This window comes from Streptomyces chengmaiensis (genome assembly GCF_029846775.1).
Taxonomy (GTDB): Bacteria; Actinomycetota; Actinomycetes; order Streptomycetales; family Streptomycetaceae; genus Streptomyces; species Streptomyces chengmaiensis.
The window spans coordinates 1-26,193 of sequence record NZ_JARWBG010000007.1 but is presented as its reverse complement, the minus strand read 5'-3'; the positions used below and the strand labels follow the sequence as shown (position 1 = coordinate 26,193).

Genomic DNA, 26,193 nt, shown 5'->3' with positions numbered 1-26,193 from the left:
TTCAGGGCTCCTGCGACCGGCCTGAGTTGACAGGCCCTTAGGCGGCAGGCGCTTCGGCGTCAGGCGTTGTGCGTCAGGCATGCTCGCGGCTCTGCCGGCGGGCCGCCGCACCGCCGTGCTGCGCCGGTGCGTCGTCCTGCTGCTCCCCGTACACGGCGAAGGTCACCTCGGGCGGCGTCTCAAGGGTGTTCGTGACCGTGCAGCGCCCGGCCACGGCCTCAAGGGCCCTGACGCGTGAAGGCGGCAGATGCGGGGCGTCCACCCGGACTGCGATCGAGGCGACGCGGGCGGGACGGTCCGCGGCCGTGGTGTAGTCGGCGCGCACCCGGAGTCCGTCACGGCTGATGCCGTGCCGGTCGAGGAAGCGGCCCGCGTAGTGCGCGGTGCACGAGGCGACCGACGCCGCGAACAGCTCGACCGGGGAGGGGGCGGTGTCCGCGCCGCCGTCCTCGACCGGCTGATCGACCGTCACCACATGGCCGCGTACGCTCACCTCATAGGCGTCCCCGCAGATCGGGACGGCCTCGGCCCGGCCGGGCGGGCCCGGCGCGGGCGGCTCGACGGCCGCCGCGTGGAAGAGCAGCAGCCCGGCGATGCGGCGCGCCTCCTCGGGCGTCAGGGAGGCCCACACCTCACCGTGGTCATAGGGCTCCCAGGCGGTGTCCAGCACCACGCGCCCCATTCCGGGCGGCAACGGCTCATGGCCGAAGCGCGAGACGCTGATGGTGCGCCCGCACCGGGTGTGCACACGGCTGCCGCTCCCGGTCTGATCGCCCTGGGCCACGAGTCTCGACCTCCCCGGTCCGCCGGGTCCTGCCAGGGTTCGAGCCTGCGAGCCGGACGGCCGCGCGGAACAGGGCCGGGCGGGGGTCTTTCGGGGCCGGTCGGCCCTGGCGGGACCGGCGGCCGGGTGCTTTCCTGGATATGACGGAAAGGGCCCTCGAGAGGGCGCGGAGAAGCGGCGGCAGGTCGCGCACCGCGCAATCAGGATCCGCGAGAAGCGGATGGGCCCTTTCCGCCTGCCGGCCCTGCGGACGCCGTCCGCGGCTCGCCCCGCCTCCCGCCTCCCGCCTCCAGCCGACGGCACCGCCGAACGCCGACGGCAGTGCCGAACGGGTCCCCGAAAGGGACCGACCGCCCCAAGACCGCCCACCGCCGCCGGGGGACGGTGGGGGTACACCCCACAGGTGCGAGGAGGCGTCGGGATGACCGCGAAGACCAAGGGAGACACCCGCCTTTCCGAGCCTGGCGCACAGGCCGGACCGCATGCCCGCGTCGGCGACCGGATCGTGGTCGGCGGGCCTGCCGTGGGGGACGCCGGGCGCGACGGAGAGATCGTGGGCCTGCACCACGAGGACGGCACGCCGCCCTATGACGTGCGCTGGTCGGACACCGGGCGCGTGAGCATGTTCTTCCCCGGCCCGGACGCCCATGTCAGGCATCGCGGTCAAGAACACGGGAGGCAGTGAGAACGATGGCCCAGCCGCTTGTCGTGGGCGTCGACGGATCCGCACCCAGCCTTGACGCGCTGGACTGGGCGGTGGACGAGGCGATCCTGCACCGGGCGCCGCTGCGGATCGTCCACGCCTCGAGCCGGGAGCGGTTCGAGGGGCGTCAGCCCTCGTTCGACGTCCGGCGCGGCGCCGGACGGACCCTGACGGAGAACATCGCCGCCGTCGCGCTCGAACGGGCCAGGCAGCGGGCGGGCGACGTCTCGGAGACCGAGGTGACCAGCGAGATAGCGAGCGAGGACGCGGCCGATGCGCTGATCAGGCGGAGCCGCGACGCCCTCGCCGTGGTGGTCGGCAGCCGCGGCCGGGGTGAGCTCGCCGGGCTGCTGCTGGGCTCCACCGGGCTCTCCGTCGCCGCGCACGCGGAGGGCCCCGTCTTCGTCGTCCGCGGCGAACGCCCCCGCGACGGCGGCCGGGCAGGCGACGGCGTCGTGACGGTCGGCGTCGGCGACCCCGAGGAGGCGGCCGCGGCCCTCGACTTCGCGCTGAGCGAGGCGGAGCAGCGCGGCACGGCGGTCCGCGTCGTGCACGCCTGGCAGACCCCCTCCCTGGACCTGGCCGACCACCCGGAGTTCGCGGACGCGGAAACCGGCAGACGGCGCGCTGCGGAGGAGACCCGGCTGGAGGACGCGCTGACCTCGGCGGGCCGTCGCCGCCCCGGCGTGGTGCTGGAGCGCAGCACTGTGGAGGGCCATGCGCGTGACGCGCTGCTGAGGGCCGCGGCGGACGCCGCGCTGCTCGTCGTCGGCGCACGCCGCCGCGGTGGACACGTCGGCATGCAGCTCGGGCCGGTCAACCACGCCGTGCTGCACCACGCCGACTGCGCCGTCGCACTGGTCCCGCACCGCTGACCACGCCGTTCATGCCCCGCGCGGCCGCCGGACCCGTCGGCCGCCGCGCCGACTGCCCGCGCCGCATCGGGGCACTCTGAAAGCACCGGCGGCCGCACAGCAGGCCTTCAGGAGGTCGGACCATGTACTTCGAGGACCGTGTCGACGCCGGACGGCGGCTGGCCGCCCGGCTGGAGCACCTCAAGAGCCAGGATGTGATCGTGCTGGGGCTGCCCCGGGGCGGGGTTCCGGTCGCAGCCCAGGTCGCCTACGCGCTAGACGCCCCGCTGGACATCTGCCTGGTCCGCAAGCTGGGCGTGCCGTACCAGCCGGAGCTCGGCATGGGCGCGATCGGCGAGGACGGCGCACGCGTCATCAACGACGAGGTCATGGGCAGGGCGGGCGTCTCGCCGGCGGACCTCGCGAAGGTCGAGCGGCACGAGCGCGATGTGCTGTGGGAGCGTGCCCGCCGCTACCGGGGAGACCGCGCCCCCCTCGCGCTCGACGGCAGGACGGCCGTGGTGATCGACGACGGTGTGGCGACCGGCTCCACCGCGCTCGCCGCATGCCGGATCGTCCGGCAGCGCGGCGCCGCCCGCGTCGTGCTGGCCGTGCCCGTGGCCCCGCCCGGCTGGACCGACCGGCTCGGGGCGGCCGCGGACGAGCTGATCTGCCTGGACACCCCGCCCGGCTTCTACGCCATAGGGCAGTTCTACGCGGACTTCGATCAGACCAGCGACGAGGAGGTCCTCAGCTGCCTCGCCTCCGCCGAGAGGCGCTCGCGCGCACGCGGCGACCCGCACGGGCGCGCCGCACAGGGTACGGCCGGCGCCGCCGGGCCCGTGGACCGGGAGACCGACGTGGCCGCCGGACCCGTGCGGCTCCAGGGGCGTCTGACCGTCCCCGAGGGCGCTGTGGGAGTCGTGATGTTCGCCCACGGCAGCGGCAGCAGCCGGCACAGCCCGCGCAACCGGTTCGTCGCGGCGGGGCTGAACGAGGCCGGGCTCGGCACCCTGCTGTTCGACCTGCTCACCGAGCAGGAGGCGCACGACCGGGCCAAGGTCTTCGACACCCCGCTGCTGGGCCGCCGGCTGGCGGACGCCACGGCGTGGCTGCGCGAGCAGCCGGAGACGGAACGGCTGCCCGTCGGCTACTTCGGCGCCAGCACCGGCGCGGCCGCCGCCCTGTGGGCCGAGACGGAGACCGGGGCGCCGATCGCCGCGGTCGTCTCCCGCGGCGGAAGGCCGGATCTCGCCGGCGACCGGCTCCCGCTCGTCAGCGCCCCCACGCTGCTGATCGTCGGCGGCGAGGATGTGATGGTGCTCGACCTGAACCGGCAGGCGCAGGCCCGGCTCCGCTGTGAGAACCGGCTCGAGGTGGTGCCCGACGCCACACATCTGTTCGAGGAGCCCGGCACCCTCGAAGCGGTCACCGAGCTGGCCCGGAACTGGTTCACCGACCACTTCGCGGCGCTGCCGCACAGCGCGTCCGGACGGTGAGACCGGTGCCGGGCCGACGGCCCGGGTGCCGGGCCGACGGCCCGGCACCCGCAGCGCCCCACGGCGTACCCGCCGTGCCCCACGGCGTGTACGGCCCGGGCCCGTCAGGCGGTGTGCTTGATCTCGACGTGCCTGGCCTCGCGCTTCTCTTCGCCGAGACCGACGCTGACCGTCAGCATCCCGTCGGCGTACTCGGCCTGGACGTCGTCCTCCTTCGCACCCGCCGGCAGCGCCACGCTGCGGGTGAACGACCCGTAGCGGATCTCGCTGTGGGTCTTGTCGACCTCGCGCTCGGTGCGCTCCGCCTTGATGCTGAGCATGCCTTCCTCGACGGTGACGTCCAGGTCCTCGACGCCGACGCCGGGCAGCTCGGCCCGGACCACATAGCGGTCGTTCTCCATGTAGGCCTCGATGCGCACGGTGTAGAGATCGGCCATGGCCGGCATGGCGAACCGGGACGGGAACGCCTCGAACCACTCGGGCAGATCCGGGAACGGGAACCTCTGCTTGCGTGCCAGGGTCGCCATGATTCCTGCCTCCTCGACAGTGCTGAGCCGGACGCTGGGCTTCGGACACCTCCAGTGCAGCGCGCGCACCGGCGGCGCGCAGGGGCCGAACAGTCCGCATCAGGGGCCGAACGTCCCCCCGACACGCACCGTCCGCCCGACCTACGGTGCAGTGACCAGCTGTGGAGGAACCATGACTACTGCCAGTGAGAACCCTCCGGTCGTCTTCGGCGTCGACGCCCAGGAACCGGCCGACACCGCAGCGGACTACGCGGCGGACGAGGCCGTGCGCCGCAGAACCTCGTTGCGCCTGGTGCATGCGGTACTCCCGGTGACCCATCATGTGCGCGGCGTCGAGGAGTCGGCCCACCACAAAGCACTGCGCGAGCTGGGCGACGAGGCGCTCGACAAGGCCACGGCGCGCGCCCTGGAGCGCCACCCGGGCCTGGAGCTGTCGACGTACATCACGGACGCCACCCCCGCCCAGGTCCTGGTCCAGCAGTCGCGGCACGCCCGACTGGTCGTCGTGGGCTCACGGGGGCTGGGCAGGGTCGCCCAGCGGCTGAGCGCATACTCGGTGGCCGAACCGGTCAGCGCCCATGCGGCCTGCCCGGTCGCGGTCGTGCCCGAGGGAGAGCAGGCCGTCGAAGAGCCGCCGTATCTGGTGGCCGGCGTGGACGGCAGCCCTTCGGGGGCGGCGGCCCTCGACCACGCCCTGGAGGCGGCGGCCCTGCGCGGGGCCTCGGTCCGCGCCCTGTGGGTCTGGCAGCCGCCGCTGCTGTCCTTCCTGGACGACGAGCGCGCAGCGCTCGAGGAGTGCCGCACCCGGCTGGACGAGGCCGTCGCGGCCCGCGCACACGCCTGGCGCGAGGTGTCGGTGACCCACTCCGTCGTACGCGGCCACCCCGTCGACGTGCTGGCCGAGGAGTCGGGCCGGGCGCTGGCGCTGGTCGTCGGCCGCCGCGGCAGCGGAGGCTTCCGCGGCATGCTGCTCGGCTCCGTCCCGCACGGCCTGCTGCAGCGCGCGGAGTGCCCGGTGATCACCGTCCCCGCACCGGAGGGCGGGGACGAGACCTGACCCGACCGCCCCGCCGTCTGAGCCGTATTCCGCCGGAGGGGCGCCAAAGGGGCCGTCCGACGGACGTCACGGGGCCGACCGGCCCTGAGAATCCGGCGTCGCGCGGCGAAGACTGAAGAAGACGGCCGGTACGCGGGCCGTGAAGGCCACGCAGGCCACATGAGCAGCCGGAGTGAGGAGCCCACCGTGAACGAACGCGCAACCTTCTCCGCAGGAGCGGAAGCCCGCCGGGCCGCGGCAGCGGACCGGCCCGGGGCGACCCCTCACCACGACGCGCTGCTGCGCTATCTCGGCGCGGTCACCGCGGCCTCGGCACAGCAGGCCGCGCAGCGTACGCCGGTCCGTGCGGCGGAGCCCAAGCCCGCCGGGGAGCCCGGCGCGCAGCAGCCCCAGCAGCCGCCCGCCCCCGGTCCGCTCGAGGTCCGCGACGTCATGGACGTGCCCGCGCCCTCGGTTCCGGGGCAGTTGCGGTTCCCGGACATCGCCCGGGTGCTCAACCGGGAGCAGACGGGTCTGGTGGCCGTCGTCGACGAGGAGGACCGGGTGATGGGCGTGGTCTCGGCGTCCGATCTGCTCGCCAAGGCGGCGATCGCGGCGTCCGGACGGCGGCCGGCCCTCATCAGCCGCTCCAGGGAGCGCAGACTCCATGAGAAGGCCCGCGGGCAGACCGCGGAGACCTTGATGACCAGCCCCGCCATCACGGTGTACCCCGGCACGCCGGTCGCCGAGGCGGCATGGCTGGCCGCCCTGTCCCGCCTCAAGCGGATGCCGGTCACCGACCACGAGGGACGCCTGGTCGGCGTGGTGCACCGCGACGCGCTGCTCCAGGCGCTGCTGCGGAGCGACGACCAGATCCGCTGGGAGATCGAGAGCCAGATCCTCGCCGCGGACTTCCCGGCGGCCCGCGGCGACGTCACCGTCGCCGTCCGCGACGGGGTGGTCGAACTCGGCGGCCGTATGGCCGAGGCCGACGCCAAGCAGCTGATCGTGCGGATCGAGGACATCGACGATGTGATCGACGTCCGCAACCGCCTCGCCCCGGCGTGAGACGGAGGTCCGCCCCGTACGGGCCGCACGCCTCGTACCACAGGACAAGGGGCTCGTGATGAACCGACTGGACGGCAGGACCGCCCTCGTCACCGGCGGGGCCCGCGGCATCGGCGCGGGAATCGTGCGGCTGTTCGCCGACGAGGGCGCCTCGGTGCTCGTGGCCGACGTACTCGAGGAGCAAGGCGGGGAACTGGCCGCGAAGGCCGGCCCCGCGGTGGCGTTCCGGCGTCTCGACGTCACCAGCGAGAGCGACTGGGCCGACGCGGCGGCCGACGCGGAGGAACGTTTCGGCCCGGTGTCCCTGCTGGTCAACAACGCCGGCATCGTCACGATGGAGTCCATGGAGGACACCGAGCCGGAGACCTTCCGCCGGGTGCTCGACGTCAACCTCTACGGGCCGTGGCTCGGGATGCGCACCCTCGCCCCCTCGCTCCGGCGGGCCGGGGGCGGCGTCGTGCTCAATGTGTCGTCCATCGCGGGCATGACCGGCTACGCCAACATCGGAGGGTATGTGGCCAGCAAGTGGGGGCTGCGCGGGCTGACGAAGACCGCCGCCCTGGAACTCGCGCGCGACGGCGTCCGGGTGTGCTCGATCCACCCCGGACCGATCCGCACCCCGATGGTCGAGGGGATGGGCGACGAGATGGTGGCGGCCCAGCCGATCCCGCGCTTCGGCACCGTGGAGGAGGTGGCCCGTCTGGCCTTGTTCCTCGCCGCCGACGCCACGTACTGCACCGGTGCGGAGTTCGTCGTGGACGGCGGCGCCACCGCAGGCGCCATGATCCTCACCGACGAAGGCGAGTGACCGCCGGCACGCACGACGGCCGTGACCCGTGCGCACGAGGTGCGCCTCCCCTGAGCCGTGGAGCATGCTGGCACTGTGACCCGGTATCGCTCGGCCGGGCACACCCCGCCGAGTGCGAGCACGGCGTTGCCCGGCCGAGACAGCAGTGACAGCCGCGTCCCGGACGAACTGGCCCTGGTGCTCGCACAAGCCGCCGTAGGAGCGACCGAGGCCGTCGGCGGCTACGCGGGCGGCGTCTATCTGCGCTCGGGCACGCCGGGACTGCTGCGGCTCGCCGTGCTCGGCGGACTGCCGGGACCGCTGTTCCGGCCCTGGTGGCGGATGCACGCCAACCGGCCCTTCCCCGTGGCGGAGGCCTTCAGCACCGGGCACCCCGTCCACCTCGCCGACGCCGAGGAGGCGATGCGCCGCTTCCCGCAGCTCATGGCGGGGCTGCCCTTCCCCTTCGGTTCGCTGTACGCCCCCGTGTCCGCAGCCGAGGAGCGGTTCGGCGTGCTGGTGGTGCTGCGCGCCGCCACCCCCGGCAGACCCGTCGGACACGCCGACCGACGCCGTATGCAGATCGCGGCCCGCCGTCTGGGCGCAGGCCTCGCCGCGCTGCACGCCGACGGCATGGATATCGCCTGGAACGGCGAACCCGTCTGTGTCCAGTTGCCCGGCGCCGTCCTGCCCCCGGTCCGCGTCGGCCACCTCGAATGGGACCTCGACACCGGCGCGGTCACCGCCGACGACGGCGTCTGCGCCATCCTCGGCGTGGCTCCGGAGGCGTCTCCCGGCACCATCGACGCGCTCACCGGCGGGCTCGCGTCCGAGGACGTCTACGGGCTGTGGACGCTCGCTCGGCAGACCGCCGCCTCCGGCCGCCCCGTGGCACACACCATGCGGCTCCTCGGCCCGGACGGCCGACCGCACCGCATCGAACTGACGGGGCACGGCACCCGCCCGCCCTCCGGGCAGGGCGCCTCCGGCCGGCTCGTCGGCCGCCTCGTCGACCTGGGGGCCTCGCCGACGGTCGCCGACGCCACCGACCGCATGCCGCACGGCGTGCTCTCACTCGACCGGCTCGGCCGCATCACCTACCTCAACGACGAGGCCGAGACGCTGCTCGGCCGCCCGCGCGGCGAGCTGACCGGCAAGGTGCTGTGGGACGCCCTGCCCTGGTTCGCCCACCCCGCCTACGAGGAGCACTACCGGGCCGCCATGATCTCGCACGAGCCCGTCCACTTCATGGCCCGCAGCGACCCCGAGAGCTGGCTGTCCGTGTCGCTCTACCCCGGCCACGACGGACTGACCGCCATGCTCAACCAGACGGATCAGCCCGCCTATCTCCCCGCCTCCTCCGCCGCCCCCGGCACCGGACCGGGCTCGCCCGCCGACCGGGCCTCGGCGCTCTACCGCCCGGTCGCCCTGGCCATCGCCCTCACCGAAGCCGTCACCGCTCGCCAGGTCTCCGCCGTGGTCACCGAGGAGCTGCTGCCCGCCTTCGGCGGCCGCCAACTCGCGATCTACCTGCTGAGCGACCGCCGCCTCTACCTCGCCTGGGAGACCGGCTTCCCCCAGGGTTTCCTCGACCGCTTCGACGGCGTCGGACTCGACGCCCGGCTTCCCGGCGTCGAGACGCTCACCACCGGCCGCCCCATCTTCTTCGAATCCATGCAGCGCCTGGCCGACGCCTACCCCGGCATCCCCATGGACGCCAACATCGGCGCCCGCGCCTTTCTGCCGCTGATCGCCTCCGGTCGCCCCGTCGGCTCCTGCATCCTCGGCTTCGACCAGCCCCGCGGCTTCAGCCCCGAGGAACGCACCGTGCTCACCGCGCTGGCCGGGCTGATCGCCCAGGCCCTCCAGCGGGCCCGCCGGTACGACACCGAGGCCGCCCTCGCCCGCGGGCTCCAGGACGGCCTGCTGCCCCACCGGCTGCCCGCCGTCCGGCACGTCGACACCATCGGCCGCTATCTGCCCGGCACCCAGGGCATGGACGTCGGCGGCGACTGGTATGACGTCGTCGAGACCGAGCAGGGCCTCGCCCTGGTCATCGGAGACGTCCAGGGCCACGGCGTCGCAGCGGCGGCCACCATGGGGCAGCTCCGCAGCGCCGTGCACTCCTTCGCGCTCAGCGGACAGGAGCCGCGGGCCGTGATGAGCGGCGTCAACCGGCTGCTCATCGACCTCGACCCCGGCCAGTTCGCCAGTTGCTGCTATGTCGTCCTCGACCCGGAGAGCGGCCGGGCCCACGCGGTGCGGGCCGGACACCCACAGCCGCTGCTGCGCCGCCCCGACGGCCTCACCGAGGTCCTCGACCTGCCCGGCGGCGTGGTCCTCGGCGTCACCCCCGAAGCGTCCTACCCGGTCGAAGAGCTGCTGCTGGGGCCCGGCGACATGCTGGCCCTGTACACCGACGGGCTCGTCGAACAGCCCGGCGTCGACATCGACGTCGGCGTCGAACGGCTGCGTGCCACCATCGCCGCGGCCGCCGCGCTGTCGCTCGCCGAGACCGCCGACCGGGTGATCCGCGAGGCCCGGCAGTCCGCCGACCGACCCGACGACATCGCGCTGCTGCTCGCCGCGCGCTGGCGGGGCGAGGGCGCGGCGGACGACGAGGGGGGTGCGGCATGAGCACGGTCAACCCCGCCGAGGACGTCGCCGTGCACGGCCCCCTCGACATCACCCGGGCCGCCACGGCCGTACTCGACGCCGACGGCGTGATCGTCGGCTGGAGTCCGGCCGCCGAGCGGCTGCTCGGATACGAGCCCCGGGAGATCCTCGGACGCCCCGCCGGTGCGCTGCTGGCCTCCCACAACGCCCGCGGCGACGCCCTGGCCGACCTGCCCGCCGGAGCCCCCTACCACCGCCGGGTGCTGCAGCTGCGCCACCGCGACGGCCGCTCCCTGAGCATCGCGGCGGCCCGGCTCCCCCTCGCCCACCACGGCGCGGGCCCCACCCGGCTGCTCGCCCTGGCCGACGCGGAGGAGACCGAGCAGTGGGAGGCGCTGCAGTCCATGCTCAAGGGTCTGGCCACCCAGTCGCCCGTCGGCCTGGCCATCTACGACACCCGCCTCAAGGTGGTGTGGACCAACGCCGCCCTGTACGAGGAGATGGGCCCCGCCGACTACCACGGCATCGGCCCGGACGACATGGTCACCCACGGCGAGGTCCTCTCCGCCCGCCGCGCGGGCACCCTCGAGGAAGTCATGCGGGAGGTGCTCGCCACCGGCGAGCCGGTCATCGAACTCCACTACCGCGGCCGGCCGCCCGTCGACCCCGACCGCGACCACGTCTGGTCCTGCTCGTACTACCGGCTCCAGGACGCGTCCGGCGCCACCCTCGGCGTCTGCGAGGAGACGGTGGACATCACCGACCGCTATCTCGCGCAGCAGCGCCTCGATCTGCTCGTACGGGCCGGAGGGCGCGTCGGCACCACCCTGGACATGGACCGCACCGCCCAGGAGCTGTGCTCCGTCGCGGTCCCCGGCTTCGCCGACGAGGCCGCCGTCGACGTCCTCGAAGCCGTCCTGGACGGCGAGCTGCCCCCGCCCGGCCCGGTCCCGGCCACGGGTCTGGTGCGCGTGTGGGGCACGCACGGCCGTACGGCGTCCGCGCCCCCCGGCGGACGACCCCACGGCCGGGAGCGCGCCGCGTACCCGCCCGACGCACCGCAGGCACGCAGCCTGGCCACCGGCAGCCATGTGCTGGAACATCTGGGCGACGGCCCTGACGGCCCTGACGGCCCTGATGGCCCTGATGGCCCTGATGGCCCTGACGGCCCTGACGGCGCCGACCGCGCCTCCGGGGCCCCGGCGCCGGCGGCGTCCCAGCTGGCCGTGCCGCTGCGTGCCGAAGGCGTCACCCTCGGGGTGGTCACCTTCGCCCGGACCCGGCACCCCGACCCCTTCGACACCGCCGATCTGGCCGTCGCACACGAACTGGTGGCACGGACCGCCGTCTGTCTGGACAACGCCCGACGCTTCACCCGCGAGCACTCCGCCGCCCTGCTGCTCCAGCGCAGCCTGCTGCCGCGCCGGCTGCCCCGGCTCACCGCGGCCGAACTCGCCTACCGCTATCTGCCTGCGGACAGCAAGGCCGGGGTGGGCGGCGACTGGTTCGACGTCATCCCCCTGTCCGGCACCCGCGTGGCCCTTGTCGTCGGCGACGTCGTCGGCCACGGGCTGACGGCCGCCGCCACCATGGGGCGGCTGCGCACCAGCGTCCGCGCGCTGGCCCAGCTCGACCTCGCCCCCGACGAACTGCTGGCCCGCCTCGACGACCTCGTGGTGCAGACGGCCGACCACTCCGCGGAGGCCGGCGAGCCGCAGCCGACGTTCAGGGAGCAGCTCACCGAGGACGAAGCCGTCGGAGTCACCTGCCTGTACGCCGTCTACGACCCGGTCTCCGCGCTGTGCCGCATGGCGCGGGCCGGCCATCCGCCGCCCGCGGTCGTCGACCCCGAGTCCGGTGTCGTCGACTTCCCCGACGTGCCCGCGGGCCCGCCGCTCGGCCTGGGCGGTCTGCCGTTCGAGTCCATGGAGATGGAGCTCCCCGAGGGCAGCGTCCTCGCGCTGTTCACCGACGGTCTCGTCCGGGGCCGCGGCCGGGACCCCATGGCCGGCTTGGACGCGCTGCGCGGGACCCTCGGCGACGTCGCCGAGTCCCTCGAGACGCTGTGCGACCGCTGTGTGGCCCGGTTGCTGCCCGACGGCGCGGTCGACGACGACGCCGCCCTCCTGCTGGTGCGCACCCGCACCCTCGACCGGCGCCAGGTGGCCGTATGGGAGCTCGCCCCTGACCCCGAGGTCGTGGCCCTCGCCCGTGCAGAGGCCGGACGCCAGATCGGGGAGTGGGGTCTGGACGAGCATGTGTTCACCATCGAACTGGTGATCAGCGAGCTGGTCACCAACGCCATCCGGTACGCCGGGGGCCCCATCCAGGTGCGCCTCATCCGCGACCGCACACTGATCTGCGAGGTCTCCGACACCGGCCACACCTCGCCGCATCTGCGGCGCGCGGCCAGCGACGACGAAGGCGGCCGCGGTCTGTTCCTGATCGCCCAGCTCACCCAGCAGTGGGGCACCCGCTACACGCCGACCGGCAAGACCATCTGGGCCGAGCAGCAGCTGTAGGCGGCCGCGCGGGGTGGGCCGTACGGGTGCAGCATGGAAGGGAAGGGACACCCGGGACACCCCCTGGCACCCGTACGGCACACCGCGGAGGTGTTGGACCATGGCGAAGTACATGGACGTCCACCACGGCATGAAGGGCGTCACCGCCGAACAGGTCAAGGCGGCCCACGAGGCCGACCTCGCGATCGAGAAGGACGAGGGCGTGCACTTCGAGCGGGCCTGGGCCGACCCGGAGTCCGGGACGGTGTACTGCCTGTCCGAGGCGCCCTCGGCGGAGGCGGTGCAGCGCATCCACGAACGCACCGGACACAAGGCCGACGAGGTCCACCCGGTGCCGATCATCGTGTGAATCGCCTCCGGGCCCCCGCACGGCGTTCACACGGCGTTCAGACGAAGCCGGCCCCGGCCGCGGAGTTCAGACGAAGTTGACCCCGGCGCGGCCCAGCAGCGGATCGTCCGTCAACTGCCACAGCGGCACGGCGTAGTTGCCGAAGCCGTAGCGGCCGCCGAAGTGCAGACCGAGCACCCGGTGGTCGGTCAGGTCGAAGACCGGCGAGCCGCTGTTGCCGCCGAGAGTCGAGCAGTCGTGCTTCATCACGTTCTGCCCGGGGACGAGTTCGGTCGCGGTCCCGGGCTGGAGCCGTTTGACGTTGTAGACGTCCATGAAGATCCTGCGCATCGACTCGGGTTCGTTGCGCCGGCCGTCCCAGGCGGGGTAGCCCACGCAGTACACCGCACGCCCCGGGAGATCGGCCGGCGCGTCCGCCGCCACGGCGAGCGGCGTCGGCAGCGAGGTGCCGTTCACGGGCGGCGCGATCCGCAGCAGCGCCATGTCCGCCTCCGGGTGGATGCCCAGCACCTCGGTCACCGCGAACGTGGGCGAGGCGGTCCCCGGCAGCGTGCCGAACTCCTCGGCGAAGTCCAGCTCGGCGCTCACGCCCTGCTGGAAGGTCCACCCCGCGCCGTCCCCCCGGGCGAACTCCACCGCGACATGACGATTCGTCATGATCACATCGGCGCCGACGAGAAACCCGGTGCCCACCCAGTCCAGGTTCACATGGCCCGACACCTCCACCCGGCCGACGCGCGCCAGCGATGCGCGGATGGCGGCCCGGTGGTCCTCCAGGACCGCCCAGTCGCCCTGCTGCACCGGGAAGTCCCCGCCCTGCACCAGAATCGCGGGCCTGCCCTCGAGCAGCACGATGGCCTCGATGCCGAACGACTCGTCGTCGCCGATCTCGTCGGCCCGACCGGCGGCGAGCTTGTCCAGACCGCTCGCCCCCGCCTCCAGCACCCGTGCCCGCTCCAGCTCCGCGAAATGGGCGATCTGCCCTGCGGGCGCCTCGTCGGCGTGCAGCTGCCGGGAGGACTCGGGCACCTCCTGCAGCACCCGCTCCCGCACCCGCCGCGCGACCTCCCGCGGGTCCGCGAAGATCTCCTGGGGTGTCGCCGCGACCGGCGATCCGCTCTGCCTGACCATGGTCCTTGACCTCCTCATGTCCGACTCACCGCTGACTGCTCAGTTCCGCCGTGCCGCCCGGATCTCGGCGTGCACGTCCGGCGCGTGCTGCGCCAGATGCGCCAGCACCGCGCTGATCTGCGTTCCGACGTTGACGAACGCGGTGGTTCTGCCCTGGAAGGACACGTTCTCGACGCGCCGGGTGCCCCGGTGCAGCGCCACGACCTTCCAGTCGTCCGTCATGACGGGCGATCCGGAGGAGCCGCCGCGGGTGTCGGTGAAGTACCGCACATCGCGTTCGTCCGCCTCGTAGACGAGGTTGTTCCGCAGGGCGACCCGCTTCGGCAGCCCGCCCGGATGCTGAATGATGTTGACGGCGGCCACCTCGCCGGCGACGACCTTCAGCGGGGCCTCGGCCGGCGTCAGCGCCGGCCGCGACGCACCGGGGGCCAGCCGCAGCACCGCGTAGTCCAGTGCCGGGTCGGAGGCCGCCAGTTCGACGGCCGGCGTCTCCTCCGACCCGCTGTCCTCGCCCTCGTAGTCGAACCGGGCATGGGCGTGCCGCGCCTGGAGCGCCAGGTCGTCCGGCGCCGCGAGGACCCTGGCGCCGCCGCTGGACGTACGGGCGTTGACCACATGGTGGTTGGTGACCAGCAGCTCCGGGGTGATCAGCCAGCCCGTGCCCGCATGCGGATGGCCGCCCGGCTGCAACGGCGCCCCGCCCTCGTACGGGGGGACCCTGACGCGGGCGACGGCCGCGCCCGCCAGGTCGCCGCCCCGCAGAAACGCGAACGGGACCGTGTCGTCGCGGTGGATGACCTGCTCTTTGATCTCGGGAGTCTCCCGTCCCGCGAGCACATCGGGCTCTCCCCCCGCGTCCCGTGCGACATCGTCCAGCGCCCGTTGCAGCACGGCGGCGGGGCCCGCTTCCGCGGTCTGCGCCACGGCGTTGCGCAGCCAGATCTCCAACGGCACCGAGCCGTCGATCAGCCGCTCCACCCGGTTCATCTCCGTCAGATCCGAGTGGACCTGACGGCCCGGCGCGGCGTGCAGCGGCAGTGTGCCGCGGTACCTGGGCAGGATGCCGTCGAAGAGCAGCGGCCGCACCGAGGGGTCGGCAAGCCCGCTCTCCAGCGCCGCGTCGCGCACCCGCACGAGCTCCGCAGAGGACAGATATCCGGTCATGGCCCACCAGGCCCGGCCGGGCCGTCCCCTTCGCTCCCCGCGCACATCGCGGCCGCCACCCCGGCCGCGATCTCCCCGCTGTCGTCGGGCAGCGCCAGCAGCTGCCGCGCCAGATCGTCCAGCGTGCCCCGCTCGCGGGCCAGTCGCAGAATGTCCGTCACATCCGCCGGCGCCGTCCCTTCCGACCCCGCCTTGCCTTCCGGCGCTTCCGTCTCTTCCGGCCCCGCCGTCCGGTCCAGCGCCTCCATCAGGGGGCCCAGCAGCGCCGGCCGCGCCTCGACAGCCCGACGCACTCCGCCGCCCAGCAGCTCCAGCGCCTCATCGCCCTCGGGCAGCCCCACCAGACCCACCGCATGGTCGAGCGCGCCGGGGTCCTGCGGATAGACCTGGGAGGCGACCGCCCGGACCAGCGCCGGCTGACCGGCCAGTGCGGAGTCCGGCAGCGTCCGCAGCCGCCGGGCGAGCCTCGCGTCGGCCTCGCGGTCGCCCGCCGTGGCCCGGGCGGCCAGCCGCGCCCGCGCCAGCAGCGCCCCCATCGCCTCCAGGTCCTGGCCGAGGCTCACGGCGAGGTCCTCGGCCGCGCGCAGCCTGCGGTCCGCGGCCGTCGCCTCACCCGCCTCCTCGTCCAGGCGCGCCGCGAGCAGCAGCAACTCCAGCTGCCGCCCCGCGCAGCCCGCCTTCCCGGCCTCGGCCACGGCGTCCGAGGCCGCGGCACGCGCCTCGGCCCGCCGCCCCAGCCGGTTCAGGGTCTCCGCCCACAGCGAGTGCAGCGCACTGCACGGCGTCCACGGCCGGCGCTCGCCCAGCCGTACCAGGGCCTCCTCGGCGAAGCCCTGCGCAAGCAGATCCTCCACCTCGCGGGCCGCGATCCGCTCCCAGTCCTCCTGGTCCGCCTCGGCCAGCACCTTCCTCGGGGCCACGCCGCCGAGGTGCGCCGTGATCAGCCCCGCCGCACGCGGGTTCATCTCCTGCTGCGCCCCGACGAGGAGCCGCTCCACGCCCGGCAGCCACCGCTCCTCCACAGCTCGCGGGCTCTCGTTCAGCCGCAGCCGGTGGTAGATCTCCTCGGCGCGCGCCTGCACCCCGTCACGGGCCGCGTAGTAGGCAACGGCCCGCTGCTCGATGTCCCGCATCACGGCGGCGCGGTCGCTTCCGGACAGCCGCAGCATGATGGCGCGCACATCGGGACGGTGGCGTACGGCGTCGGGGCCCGCGGGCTCCACCAGGTCGATCCGGGCGAGCGCGTCGAACAGCCGCCGGGCGTCCTCGGGAGAGTCCACCCGCAGCCCGCACGGCACGGCCAGCACCTCCTGGATGATCTCGGGGGTGATCACCCGCAGCACCAGCCCCGGGTGGGCCAGCCTGCGCACCTCCTCGTCCGGGATGTGGTGCAGGATCCGCTCGTACAGCAGGCCCTGGACGAGCATCTGGTCGACGCGGCGGAAGAAGCGCCTCCGCCGTGCGGGCAGGCCGCCGATGAGTGTGTCCAGCCGCTCCCCGCGGTCCTGCGCCGACAAGGCGGCGCGGGCCGCCAGCTTGAGGCTGAGCGGATGGCCGCCGACCCGCTCCGCCAGCAGCCGCGCCGCCTCCGCGTCACGCACCCCGCAGGCCACCAGCAGCGCCACTGCGGAGTCCGGGTCCAGTTCGCCCAGGGCGATCTCCAGCGGCACCGCGGACTGTGCGGGATGCCCCACGGGAGCCCGGCCCGAGGCGATGACCCGCAGCCGCGGATAGGCCTGCCGGAGCGCCCCGAAGACCGCCCACATCCGGCCGAGGGCGGGGGAGGCGCGGTACTGGGCCTCCTCGAAGGAGTCCATCACAAGGACGAACGGCGGGTCGGCGGGCGCGACGGCCCGCCGCAGCAGTGCGGCGGTACGAGTGACCAGTTCGGTCTCCTCCTCGACGGCCGAGAGCTGGAACTGCTCGGAGGAGCGGCGCCCGGGACCGGCGCGCGTGGTGGCCAGCCCCCGCAGCTGGACGACCTGCTCCTGGCGCGCCCGCTGACTGCGGGCCGTGCGCCGGCACTCGTCCTCCAGCACGTCGAACGCTGCCCGGAACGCCGGGTACTGGATGCCGAGCTGGCGGGCCGACTCGGCGATGAGGGTGACCGGCTCGTGCACGGAGAGCGTGGGCCGTTCGAAGTCGATGTAGGTGAACGGAAAGCCGGGGGTGCGGCGGAGGCTGTCGAGGAGGAACGCGGCCAGCAGCGTGGACTTGCCGACCCCGCCCGGGCCGTGGATCACCAGCGGCGGGGAAGGGGCCCGCCCGGCGGCGCGGCCGTCCACAAAGCCGCGCAGTTCGCCCAGCTCGGCCTCGCGGCCCACGAACGGGTCGCGCAGCAGCCGCTCCAGGGGCTGCATCAGCCGGGCCCGCTCAAGCCGCGCCCGCACCCCGCCGACCTCCGGGAGCCCGCTCATGCCCGGGATGAGCCGCAGCCACAGCACCGCCTGGAGCAGATCGGCCAGCTGTTCGGCGTCGTCTCCCGGCGTGAGCTTCCCGCCGCGCAGCGCCGCCAGGCAGAGGTGCTCGGGGCCCGGCTCGTCCGGCAGTACGGCCAGGTTGCTCTCCAGCGCCCGCAGCGCCTCCCCGGGGCCGCTCAGCGAGCGCAGCGCCGTCTCCCGGACGCCGGGGAGCAGCGTCCACTCCACACGGTCCTGCGCACCGGTCGCCGTGCAGTCGTCCACCAGCTCCACCGCCGCACGCCCGTCGGGGCGTTCCTGGCCGGGCAGGGCGAGCCGCCGAGGATCGAAGCACGAGAGCAGACAGGCGGCCGCCCGGTAGCCGCGGCGGGTCCCGGAGACGGCCGGCTCGCGGGCGGCGGAGGCGCGCAGTTCCTCGCGCAGCCGCGCGCCGAACTCCGAACGCGCGCTCCCGCTGGCCTCAGAGGGACCGGTAGACACGGATCGCCCCCTCCGCCGCGGTGCAGATCCTGCGCATATAGCTCGCCCCGTCGCCGTCCTCTGCCTCCGCTGCGCGCAGCACTTCGTCGACGGCCTCGTCGACGAGTTCCCCGAGGGAGGCGTCCCGCAGGGCCCCCGAGGCGACGAAGGAGGGCGGGGACTCGTTGAAGTACTGGTCGAAGAAGCCGCGCAGGTCGTCGGGCTGGACGATCCGCGCCGTGTCCCAGCAGACGCTGCCGCGCACGTCGTAGGGCAGCTGACGCATCGTGGGGCCGTAGCCGAGCAGCACCAGGCGCGGGGCCGCGTCGCCCCGCACCGCGGCGTGCTCGTAGACGGCGAGGGCGAGCTGGCTGATCAGGTCCCAGACGTCGGAGCTGGCGTCGAGCTTGTCGCACTCGTCGAGTACCAGCCAGTAGCGCTCGTCCACGGCCGTCGCCCGGCCGACGATCCAGTGCACGGCGTCGTCGAGCGACGGCAGCAGGTCGTTGAGCTCGGTGGGATGGGGCGGGGCGAGCCCGGCCCGCGGGTCGGAGACGAAGCCTGCGAGACGTCGGATCACCTGGTCGGCGGTGGTGGTCGGCGACAGCGTCACCCGTGCGGGCCGGAAGCCGTGGTGCTGGCCGATGTGCCGGATCAGGGTGTACGTGTACGAGCGGCCGCTGTCCTGGGCGCCGTCGACCAGCAGCACCGATCGGTGCGGGTCCGAGACGAACGAACGCAGCGTCTCGCGCAGGTCCTGACGGTCGATGAAGACCTCCGCGCCGCCGCTGAGCACACTGGTGCGGAAGACGTCCTGCGAGCGGTGCGCCCGCAGGTCCTCCGCGAGCCGGTCCCGGAACGCGGCGGCCTTCGCCCCCTCCGGCAGCACGGAAAGCCGATCGTGCGCCGCGAGCGCCTCGAGCAGCCGCAGCTGGCCCTCGATGTCCCTGCACGCATGGCGCACCAGCGCCCGGGCGTTGTCCGCGCTGACTGCCGTGAGAGGGAGGGCGCCGATGAACTCCCGGGAGAAGCCGTGCTCGGCGAGCACGGCGTGCGGGGCGGGCGTGTCCAGCAGATACTGCTGTGCCCACATGGTGACGAGGTCCCACTCGGTGTCTGCCAGCGGCATAGCGCACCTACCCGGTCGCCCAGGGAAAGCAGGAGACGCGCCGACTCCTGTCTGTCATGTTTCCACCGGGTATGACCGGATGCAATTCGGCCATGGCGAACGGGCGTACGGCGAGCCGGCCCGCGCCCCTATGCGATGCGGGACCCCCATGCGGTCGGGCCGAACACCCGCCGGACCGGCTCCTGGACCCGGGCATGGCCGAGGTACTCGGAGATGCCGTGGTGGTTCCCGCTGTCGTTGGACACCAGCAGATCGGTGACCTTGTGGTCCGGCGCGTACTCGCCCCGCAGCGTATGGTCCATGGCCACCAAGTCACGCAGATCGGAGGCGTTGCACCAGGCCGAGACGCACGCCGGCACGGCGGGCCGCTGCTCCAGGCAGTCCTTGATCTCCGTGATGCCCAGCGGTGAGCCGACCGTCAGGAACAGCTCCACGTCCCGGCGCTGCTCGCGCAGCACCTCGTACGCGATGATGCTGCCGAGGCTGTGGCCGACGACCACCAGGGGGCCCGGCCCCGCGTCCGCCACCGTCTCCCGCACCACCGTGCGCATGGCCGCGCCGACGCCGCCGAAGAAGTACCCGTACACGTCCTTGAACGTGCGCTTGATCAGCAGCCGCAGCACCGCCTTGCGGGCCGGGCGGGGCAGCGGCAGCACCTCGGGCAGCGCGTCCGTCCCGCCCTCCGGCAGCCGGTCCTCCTCCTCGGCCGGCGCCAGTGTGTCCGCCAGATAGGTCATATCGCGCAGCCAGCCGCTCAGCGCGGCCGCCGTCTCCGGGCCCGCGACGCCCTCGCGGGGGACGCCGTCGGGCCCGGGCGTCTCCTGGCGCGCCTCGGCCAGGCACTCCTCGATGAAGTCCTCGGCGGACTCCACCGCTGTGAGCCCGGGAGTCTCCTCGATCCACTCCGGCTCGCCGTCCAGCGGATCGGCCCGGAAGTCGGGCAGCGGGGAGTCGTACCGGACCGGCGCCCAGTACGCCATGGCCGACCCCTCGCCCATGTCACGGCCGAACAGCGCCCGGTCCCACTGGGACTTGAGGAGTTCGCGCCGGACCTTGTTGCCGTTGCCGTGGACATAGACGATCCGGGGTCGCATTGCGCCTCCCACTGCCAAGGAGCGGACATCATCGGTGGTGGCAAAGGTGTTGTGCCCGATTACGAGCCGTTCATCACCATCTCCGCATAAGAGCGGAGGCGCTTCCAGCGCGTCTCGGGGGCGCGCGTCAGCGGCATCAGATCCGTCGCGGGCAGCGGGCCCAGATCAAGGCCGGTCAGCTCCGCCACATCCGACACCGGCACCTGGAAGGTGCGGAAGCCGCCCAGCGGCGGCGGCGCGCCCCGCTGCGCCCCCGCGAGCGCCCGCTCCGCGTCCCGGGTCAGATCCGGACTCTGGTCCAGCACATAGGCGGTGGAGGCGAGCTGACCCTCCTGCAGGAAGGCGGCCACCTTCCAGAAGCGCAGCGGCACCTGGACGCCCCGGTAGGGCGGGTCGGAGTCATGCAGCACCGGGCCGGTCAGCACGATCAGTCTGCGGTCGAACCGGGCCGCGTGCTCCAGGAGATGGTTCTCCAGGCCCTGCCACACCTTCTTGCCCTGGTTGAACACATCGGCCTGCGGGGCGGCGTTGGTGTAGTAGAAGGTGTCGTCGTCCGCGCGCAGCACGGCCGCGTGCGCGCCCCACACCGGATCGAGCCGGCGGACCAGATGCCCCTTGTCCAGGGAGTTGTTCTTGTACAGGGCGTCGCCCGCCTGCCACTCCCGCGGCACGCGCGGGTCGTACCGCCAGCCGTCGTGCCGCTCCGGCGGGTCCTTCGCCAGCCGCGCCCCGTCGATGCAGCAGGCGGTGGACGCCGCCAGCCTGCGGTCCGGCCGCAGCACCACGGTGAAGTGCGTATAGGGCAGGACCACCGGCTCGATGCCGGGGCCGACGGGCAGCGGCAGCGGCACCGCGGGGCCGAGGAAGCGCTCGTCGTACCCCGTGCGGTCGGCCAGGGAGGCCCCTGCCGCCGCGCCGACGCCTTCCGGAGCCCCCGAGGAGTCGGATGGGATCATGGTATGACCGGTACCGCGTCCGCGGGCCCGCTGTCGGCGGCCGCGGGGAAGCCACCCGAACAGCCGCGCGCCGTACGCATGATGCGGGCGGCGGCGGGTTCGGCGGCCAAGGGCCCGCGGAAGGCATCCGTGCGACGGACGCCGCCCGGAGAAAGGCAGGGACCCATGGCCGTCGGCCTCTCCCTCCACATCGGACTCAACACGGTCGACCCCGCGCAGTACGGCGGCTGGGACGGCGCGCTGGTCGCCTGCGAGAACGACGCCCGCGACATGGCGGCGCTGGCACGCGAGGCCGGGTTCTCCGACACGGTCCTCTTCGGCGCGGACGGCACCGCCGGCAATGTCACCGCGGAGCTGCGCAAGGCCGCGAGCCGGCTCAAGAGCGGCGACATCCTGCTGCTGAGCTACTCCGGACACGGCGGGCAGATCCCCAACGAGGTCGGCGGCGACGTCGAGCCCGACGCTCTGGACGAGACCCTGGTCCTGTACGACCGTCAGTTCCTCGACGACGAGGTGAACCGCGAACTGGCGCGGTTCACCGACGGGGTGCGCATCCTGGTGCTGCTGGACTGCTGCCACAGCGGCAGCGGCATCGAGGTCAGGGACGTGCTCACCCCCGAGGCCATGGAGAGCCAGTTCCAGACCCGCGACCCCGCCCGGGTCGAGGACCTCTCCCGGCTGATGCCGGTCTTCCGGCAGCAGCAGAGCTACGCCCGGGACAAGGACTTCTACCAGGAGCTCCAGCGGTCGTTCGCCGCGACGCGCGGCGGTCCGCAGAGCGAGAACGAGGCGAATGCGGTGCTCATCTCCGCCTGCCAGGACAATCAGCTCGCCTCCGACGGCCCGGTCAACGGCCGGTTCACCGGCACGCTGCTGGACGTGTGGGACAAGGGCGGCTTCCGGGGCGGGCACCGGGCCTTCCACCGGGCCGTCGTGCGGCGTATGCCGGCCACGCAGAGCCCGAACCTGTACTTTGCGGGCCGGCCGGGCGGCGCGTTCGTCGGCGAACGGCCCTTCACGGTGTGAGGCTCACGATGTGAGACCGCCCGGCGGGCCCGGCTCCGTCAGGCGGCGGTGTCGAAGGTGTAGAACGCGGTGTGGTCCAGCATGTCGGCCGGCGTCACATCGTTCCAGGGCCGCATCGTGTCGTCGAGGTCGACCACGTTCCGCGTACCGCCCCGGGGCAGATAGGAGGAGTCGGGGTGGAGCGCCTGCCAGTCGGCCCACAGCTTGTCCACGAACGCGTGGTGCAGCCAGAAGACGGGGTCGTTGGGAGAGACGCCGGTGGCCATCTGGCCGCCGACCCAGACGTGCACCCTGTTGTGCAGATTGACCCCGCGCCAGCCCTCCAGATGGTTGCGGAAGCCGTCCGAGGAGCTGTTCCAGGGCGCGGTGTCATATGTGGGCATCGCCAGCACGGAGTCCACCTCGGCGCGGGTGGGGAGCGTCAGCCCGCCGCCCGCGCCCAGCGAGCGCCGCAGATAGCCGCGTCCGTCGACCCGCACCCGTATCGGCCAGTTGCCGGAGCCGAAGGCGAACGGACCGTCCATCACCCGGCTGTCGCGGCTGCGGCCGGTGCCGCCGAGGAAGTCCGCCGCCCACAGCGACGAGCGGGCGGTGCGGTCCGCGGTCCAGTCCCAGTACGGCAGCGTGACCGAGGAGTCGATCGACTGCAGCGCCTGTTCGAACTGGAGGAGGAATCTGCGGTGCCACGGCAGGAACGACGGCGAGCGATGGCCGACGCGGTCGCCGAAGTCGGTGTCGCTCATGATGAACTCGTTGTGCGTGGTGACGAACGTGTCATAGCGGCCGCTGCGCTTCAGCTCGATGAGCGCGTCGACGAAGCGGCGCTTCTCATCGGCGGTCAGGGTGGCCTGGTTCTTGCGTACGGTCATGGACGTGCTGCTCCCCGATCGGGTCGTGCGGTGTGCGGTGTGCGGGTGTGGACGCTGCCCCTGACGGGTCAGGCCGGGAAGGGCGCGAGCGTCGAGCCCTGCAGCTCGACGACGGCAGCGCGGGCCACGGCCCGCGGGTTCGCGAAGGTCTCGTAGTGGTTGACCACGCTGATCCAGGTGCCGTCGGCGTTGCGCATCACATGCAGCTCGCGGCCGTCCACATGCACCTGGTAGCCGGCCGAGTGGTGGCCGCCGTGCGGGGAGCCGCCGCCGTGCGACGCGGGACGGCCCTGGATGCGGCGGCCCTCGTAGATCTCGTCGAAGGACTCCGGCATCGCGTCGTGGCCCGCGAGGGCCGGGTGGTCCCGGTGGCCGTCCCGGGCGCGGTCGGCGGAGGCGTGCGCGGCCCCGGCGAGGGCCAGCCCTCCGAAGACGCCGAGGGTGGCGCCCAGGGCGCTCCTGCGGGACAGAGAAGAAGTGGTTGACAACTCAACCTCCAAGTAGACGGCGGGAGTTCGGTGGTTCCGGCACGCCGACGGGCGTGCGAGACCGATGCCTACCTGGGGGTCGCCCGGCCGGGGAAATCCCCGGCGGACGGTTGGCTGCTATGCGGACATGTCCAGATACGCAGTGCAGGATTGAACAAAGTTGATCTTGCTGTGGGAACGCCTTCCTGGAGCGGGTGGAGAAAGATGTTTCGTTTGTATGGCGAATCTGTGAAGATTCTTTTGCTTGGGTGGGGAAAACGTGACCGGGGTCATGTCGCAAATCTGACCGAATAGCTACGACATGCCGGGACGCCGCATCGGCCGGACACTGGGCATGCGGATCCGCGACGACCGGACCAGTGGACGAGCGGCGAGCAACGGAGCGAGCATGACGACCGGGCCTCCCCTGCTGAATGACCTGCCTGCGGAAGGCAGGCACCGGCTGCTGCAGCTCGCCGCGGAGACGTCCTTCCAGGCGGGCAGGCGCATCTTCGAGGAGGGGCGGCGCGCCGACCGCTTCTGGATCATCCGTACGGGCGCGGTCGACCTCGACCTCCATGTGCCGGGGCGGCGCGCCGTGGTGGTGGAGAAACTCGGGCCCGGCGAGTTGCTCGGCTGGTCCTGGCTGTTCCCGCCGCACCTGTGGCATCTGGGGGCGGAAGCCGTCAGCCCTGTGACGGCCTTCGAGTTCGACGCGGTCGCCGTACGGGACCTCTGCGACGACGACCCGGTGTTCGGCCTTGCCTTCACCCGCGCCGTCGCGCAGCTCATCGCCCACCGGCTGACTTCGGCGCGCACCCGGCTGCTCGACATGTACGGGCCGTCCGGAGCGGGCGGGCCTGGCCTCTAGCAGCGTGCCGGGCGGTTTCTGCCTGCTCCTTCCCCTGTGCCCTGGGGTGTGGGGGCCCGCCTCCGGAAACCGGCTCCGCCCCGGACCCCGGACGCCCTTCGGCCGTGTCCTCGAACTCCCCCCGACTCCGTTCGGGGGAGTTCGTCATGTCTTTCGCGGTCCGGCAAGAGGGCCGTTGGCCTCCGGGCCCCGGCATGTCTGTCGACCACCAAGGCGCGCCCCCCAGGGGGTTTCTCCACGGGATCCAGATGAGAGACGCCCCAACGGGGCTGAATCGGCGTTGTGTCCGATTCAGCCCCGCCTGCGCTCGAGGCGCGGGCTTGCACGGGGTTGGAGTCCCGCGCAAGCCCGTGGGGTGCGGGGTCCGGGGCGAAGCCCCGGTTTCGGGAAGGGGCGGGGCAGAGGACGAACCCGCCGGCCACGGCTACCGCGGCGCGCCGCACTGCCAGGAGTCACGGACCAGCGCGTGCTCGGCAGCGGCCAGGTGGACGGCGGCGGCGAGCCAGGCACGGGCGTATCCGTCGGAGCCGGAGCCGGAGCCGGAGCCGGCTGCCGTCGGGCGGCCGAAGGCGTCGCGCCGGCGGCGGCCCGCCTCGGCGGCAAGCTCCCCGGAGAGCGCCGCCGCCGTGTCGAACCCCGCCCTCCGCAGTACGACCGCACGGTGGCGTGCTTCCTCGCCGAGGCCCGCCTCGGCGACGGTACGGCGTCCCCCCGCGACAGCCAGCTCCACCAGACGGCGCACCCGCCACAGGGGCACGTCGGCCGTCGGAGCGGGACCGGATGACGCCTGCGGCGGGCCCGCCTCCCCGGAGGCGGGCAGATGGCCGCCCTGCAGCAGGTCGTAGCCCAGATCAGCACGGCCGAGCCAGGACGCGGGCAGCCGCAGCGTCCGCTCCGCACCCGGAACCGGGCCTACGGCCAGCGGACGCAGCGTGGCCGCCCGGGCGGCGTCCAGCCGGGCCACCACGCGTACCCGCAGCCCCGGACGGGCCGCCAGCCGCCGGAAGTTCGCGGAATGGGCCAGTTCCGGGTGGTCGTGCGCCGGCAGCAGCCGGATTGCCGAAGGCCCGCCGGGCCCGTCGCCGCAGGGCAGCTCGCGGGCGAGCAGGGCTCCTCCCTGGACGCCGGCGAGCTCCAGATCGCAGCCGAGGAGTTCGTCCGCTCCGTCCGCTCCGTCCGCTCCGTCCGCGCCGCTCAGGGGACCGTCCGCCAGCCGCGCGGCGACCGCGGCGTGCAGCGGCGTCGAGAACAGCGTGGCCAGGGGCTCCTCCGTCCAGGGAGCAGCGCCGAGCGGAGTGGCCCGCACCCGGCGGCCCGCGCCCAGCCGCCCGTCGGGGGAGACCGTGGCCCCCGCGACCAGCAGTCCGCTGCGGGCCAGCTCTGCATGGTCCAGCGCTCCGCCGCCCAGCGCGGCGGGGGCCGTGCCCGCCGCACGGGCCCGCCCCGGACGGCCCGGGCGGACATCGGCCAGGGTGAACCGGCGGCCGTCCGCTCCGATCAGATGGGTGACCACCCCGGCGTATCCGGTGGCGGTGAGCACCGGCTCGCGGCAGACGCCGTGGACCCGCAGTCCTCCCTCCGGCCGGTAGGCGCGGCGGGCGGTGCCGATCAACGCCGGGTCGTCCCCGGCCGCGGCCAGCGCACCCGACGTCAGCAGCAGCTCCCGGAAGGCGTCGGTGAGATCGGCCAGCCGGTGCCCCGGGTGCTTCTCCCGGGCGGCGCGCAGACCGCGCACCACCCGGAGCGCCGCCGCCTCGCAGCGGTGCAGCCCGGCCAGCCGTGCCGCATGCGCCGCCCGCAGCAGCTCGGCCTGGGCCGGGGCCCCCGCGCCCGGGGCCCCGCCGGAGAGCGCCGCGGCGGCG

The 26,193-nt window shown here is 73.7% G+C and carries 21 protein-coding genes and 1 pseudogene; 11 read left to right on the top strand and 11 right to left on the bottom strand.

Annotated features, from left to right (window positions below; all coding sequences use genetic code 11):
* Positions 1-73: 73 nt before the first annotated feature.
* The gene (locus QCN29_RS08630; protein WP_279927137.1) at positions 74-784 is read right to left on the bottom strand and encodes an OsmC family protein; all 711 of its coding nucleotides are present in this window, start codon (positions 782-784) and stop codon (positions 74-76) included.
* 421 nt (positions 785-1,205) lie between these two features.
* On the opposite strand from QCN29_RS08630, the pseudogene QCN29_RS08625 reads away from it, so the two are divergent.
* The 3 genes and pseudogenes from QCN29_RS08625 to QCN29_RS08615 form a co-directional block, all read left to right on the top strand.
* Positions 1,206-1,451, top strand: a pseudogene (locus QCN29_RS08625) (DUF1918 domain-containing protein); the annotation flags it as partial.
* Positions 1,452-1,474: 23 nt separating this feature from the next.
* The gene (locus QCN29_RS08620; RefSeq protein WP_279927136.1) at positions 1,475-2,362 is read left to right on the top strand and encodes a universal stress protein; all 888 of its coding nucleotides are present in this window, start codon (positions 1,475-1,477) and stop codon (positions 2,360-2,362) included.
* Positions 2,363-2,484: 122 nt separating this feature from the next.
* Positions 2,485-3,840, top strand: coding sequence for a phosphoribosyltransferase family protein (locus QCN29_RS08615; RefSeq protein ID WP_279927135.1), 1,356 nt, complete (start codon positions 2,485-2,487; stop codon positions 3,838-3,840).
* Between the two features lie 104 nt (positions 3,841-3,944).
* Here QCN29_RS08615 and QCN29_RS08610 read toward each other — a convergent pair whose 3' ends face one another.
* The gene (locus tag QCN29_RS08610) at positions 3,945-4,367 is read right to left on the bottom strand and encodes an Hsp20/alpha crystallin family protein (protein WP_279927134.1); all 423 of its coding nucleotides are present in this window, start codon (positions 4,365-4,367) and stop codon (positions 3,945-3,947) included.
* Between the two features lie 172 nt (positions 4,368-4,539).
* Between QCN29_RS08610 and QCN29_RS08605 the strand changes: the two genes are divergently transcribed.
* The 6 genes from QCN29_RS08605 to QCN29_RS08580 all read left to right on the top strand — a co-directional run bounded on the left by QCN29_RS08605 (position 4,540) and on the right by QCN29_RS08580 (position 12,745).
* Complete coding sequence (locus tag QCN29_RS08605; RefSeq protein WP_279927133.1) at positions 4,540-5,424, top strand: universal stress protein; 885 nt, start codon at positions 4,540-4,542, stop codon at positions 5,422-5,424.
* 186 nt (positions 5,425-5,610) lie between these two features.
* Positions 5,611-6,471, top strand: coding sequence for a CBS domain-containing protein (locus QCN29_RS08600; RefSeq protein WP_279927132.1), 861 nt, complete (start codon positions 5,611-5,613; stop codon positions 6,469-6,471).
* 58 nt (positions 6,472-6,529) lie between these two features.
* Positions 6,530-7,279: an SDR family oxidoreductase gene (locus QCN29_RS08595; protein ID WP_279927131.1), complete on the top strand. Its 750-nt coding sequence runs from the start codon at positions 6,530-6,532 to the stop codon at positions 7,277-7,279.
* Positions 7,280-7,354: 75 nt separating this feature from the next.
* Positions 7,355-9,895: a SpoIIE family protein phosphatase gene (locus tag QCN29_RS08590; RefSeq protein WP_398859155.1), complete on the top strand. Its 2,541-nt coding sequence runs from the start codon at positions 7,355-7,357 to the stop codon at positions 9,893-9,895.
* A complete protein-coding gene (locus QCN29_RS08585) occupies positions 9,892-12,396 on the top strand; it encodes a SpoIIE family protein phosphatase (protein ID WP_279927130.1) in 2,505 nt (834 codons plus the stop codon). Before QCN29_RS08590 ends, QCN29_RS08585 begins: the two co-directional genes overlap by 4 nt.
* 100 nt (positions 12,397-12,496) lie before the next feature.
* A complete protein-coding gene (locus QCN29_RS08580; RefSeq protein ID WP_279927129.1) occupies positions 12,497-12,745 on the top strand; it encodes an SCO4226 family nickel-binding protein in 249 nt (82 codons plus the stop codon).
* Positions 12,746-12,811: 66 nt separating this feature from the next.
* On the opposite strand, the gene QCN29_RS08575 is transcribed toward QCN29_RS08580, so the two are convergent.
* From QCN29_RS08575 to QCN29_RS08550, 6 genes are all read right to left on the bottom strand, one after another.
* Positions 12,812-13,876 (bottom strand): trypsin-like serine peptidase, encoded by a 1,065-nt coding sequence (locus QCN29_RS08575; RefSeq protein ID WP_279927128.1) that lies wholly within the window; start codon positions 13,874-13,876, stop codon positions 12,812-12,814.
* Positions 13,877-13,915: 39 nt separating this feature from the next.
* Positions 13,916-15,040, bottom strand: coding sequence for a trypsin-like peptidase domain-containing protein (locus tag QCN29_RS08570; RefSeq protein WP_279927127.1), 1,125 nt, complete (start codon positions 15,038-15,040; stop codon positions 13,916-13,918).
* Positions 15,037-17,940: an ATP-binding protein gene (locus QCN29_RS08565; protein ID WP_279927126.1), complete on the bottom strand. Its 2,904-nt coding sequence runs from the start codon at positions 17,938-17,940 to the stop codon at positions 15,037-15,039. Before QCN29_RS08565 ends, QCN29_RS08570 begins: the two co-directional genes overlap by 4 nt.
* Positions 17,921-19,048, bottom strand: coding sequence for a hypothetical protein (locus QCN29_RS08560; RefSeq protein WP_279927125.1), 1,128 nt, complete (start codon positions 19,046-19,048; stop codon positions 17,921-17,923). Before QCN29_RS08560 ends, QCN29_RS08565 begins: the two co-directional genes overlap by 20 nt.
* 128 nt (positions 19,049-19,176) lie before the next feature.
* Complete coding sequence (locus QCN29_RS08555; protein ID WP_279927124.1) at positions 19,177-20,142, bottom strand: hypothetical protein; 966 nt, start codon at positions 20,140-20,142, stop codon at positions 19,177-19,179.
* 59 nt (positions 20,143-20,201) lie between these two features.
* Positions 20,202-21,098 (bottom strand): DNA/RNA non-specific endonuclease, encoded by an 897-nt coding sequence (locus QCN29_RS08550; protein WP_279927123.1) that lies wholly within the window; start codon positions 21,096-21,098, stop codon positions 20,202-20,204.
* A gap of 165 nt (positions 21,099-21,263) precedes the next feature.
* Between QCN29_RS08550 and QCN29_RS08545 the strand changes: the two genes are divergently transcribed.
* Positions 21,264-22,124 (top strand): caspase family protein, encoded by an 861-nt coding sequence (locus QCN29_RS08545; protein WP_279927268.1) that lies wholly within the window; start codon positions 21,264-21,266, stop codon positions 22,122-22,124.
* A gap of 38 nt (positions 22,125-22,162) precedes the next feature.
* On the opposite strand, the gene melC2 is transcribed toward QCN29_RS08545, so the two are convergent.
* A complete protein-coding gene (melC2, locus tag QCN29_RS08540) occupies positions 22,163-22,993 on the bottom strand; it encodes a tyrosinase MelC2 (RefSeq protein WP_279927122.1) in 831 nt (276 codons plus the stop codon).
* A gap of 68 nt (positions 22,994-23,061) precedes the next feature.
* The gene (melC1, locus tag QCN29_RS08535) at positions 23,062-23,481 is read right to left on the bottom strand and encodes an apotyrosinase chaperone MelC1 (RefSeq protein WP_240134622.1); all 420 of its coding nucleotides are present in this window, start codon (positions 23,479-23,481) and stop codon (positions 23,062-23,064) included.
* Between the two features lie 388 nt (positions 23,482-23,869).
* On the opposite strand from melC1, the gene QCN29_RS08530 reads away from it, so the two are divergent.
* On the top strand, positions 23,870-24,331 hold the full coding sequence (locus QCN29_RS08530) for a cyclic nucleotide-binding domain-containing protein (RefSeq protein ID WP_279927121.1): 462 nt from the start codon (positions 23,870-23,872) through the stop codon (positions 24,329-24,331).
* 424 nt (positions 24,332-24,755) lie between these two features.
* On the opposite strand, the gene QCN29_RS08525 is transcribed toward QCN29_RS08530, so the two are convergent.
* On the bottom strand, positions 24,756-26,193 hold a 1,438-nt coding region (locus QCN29_RS08525), incomplete at its 5' end, for a hypothetical protein (protein WP_279927120.1).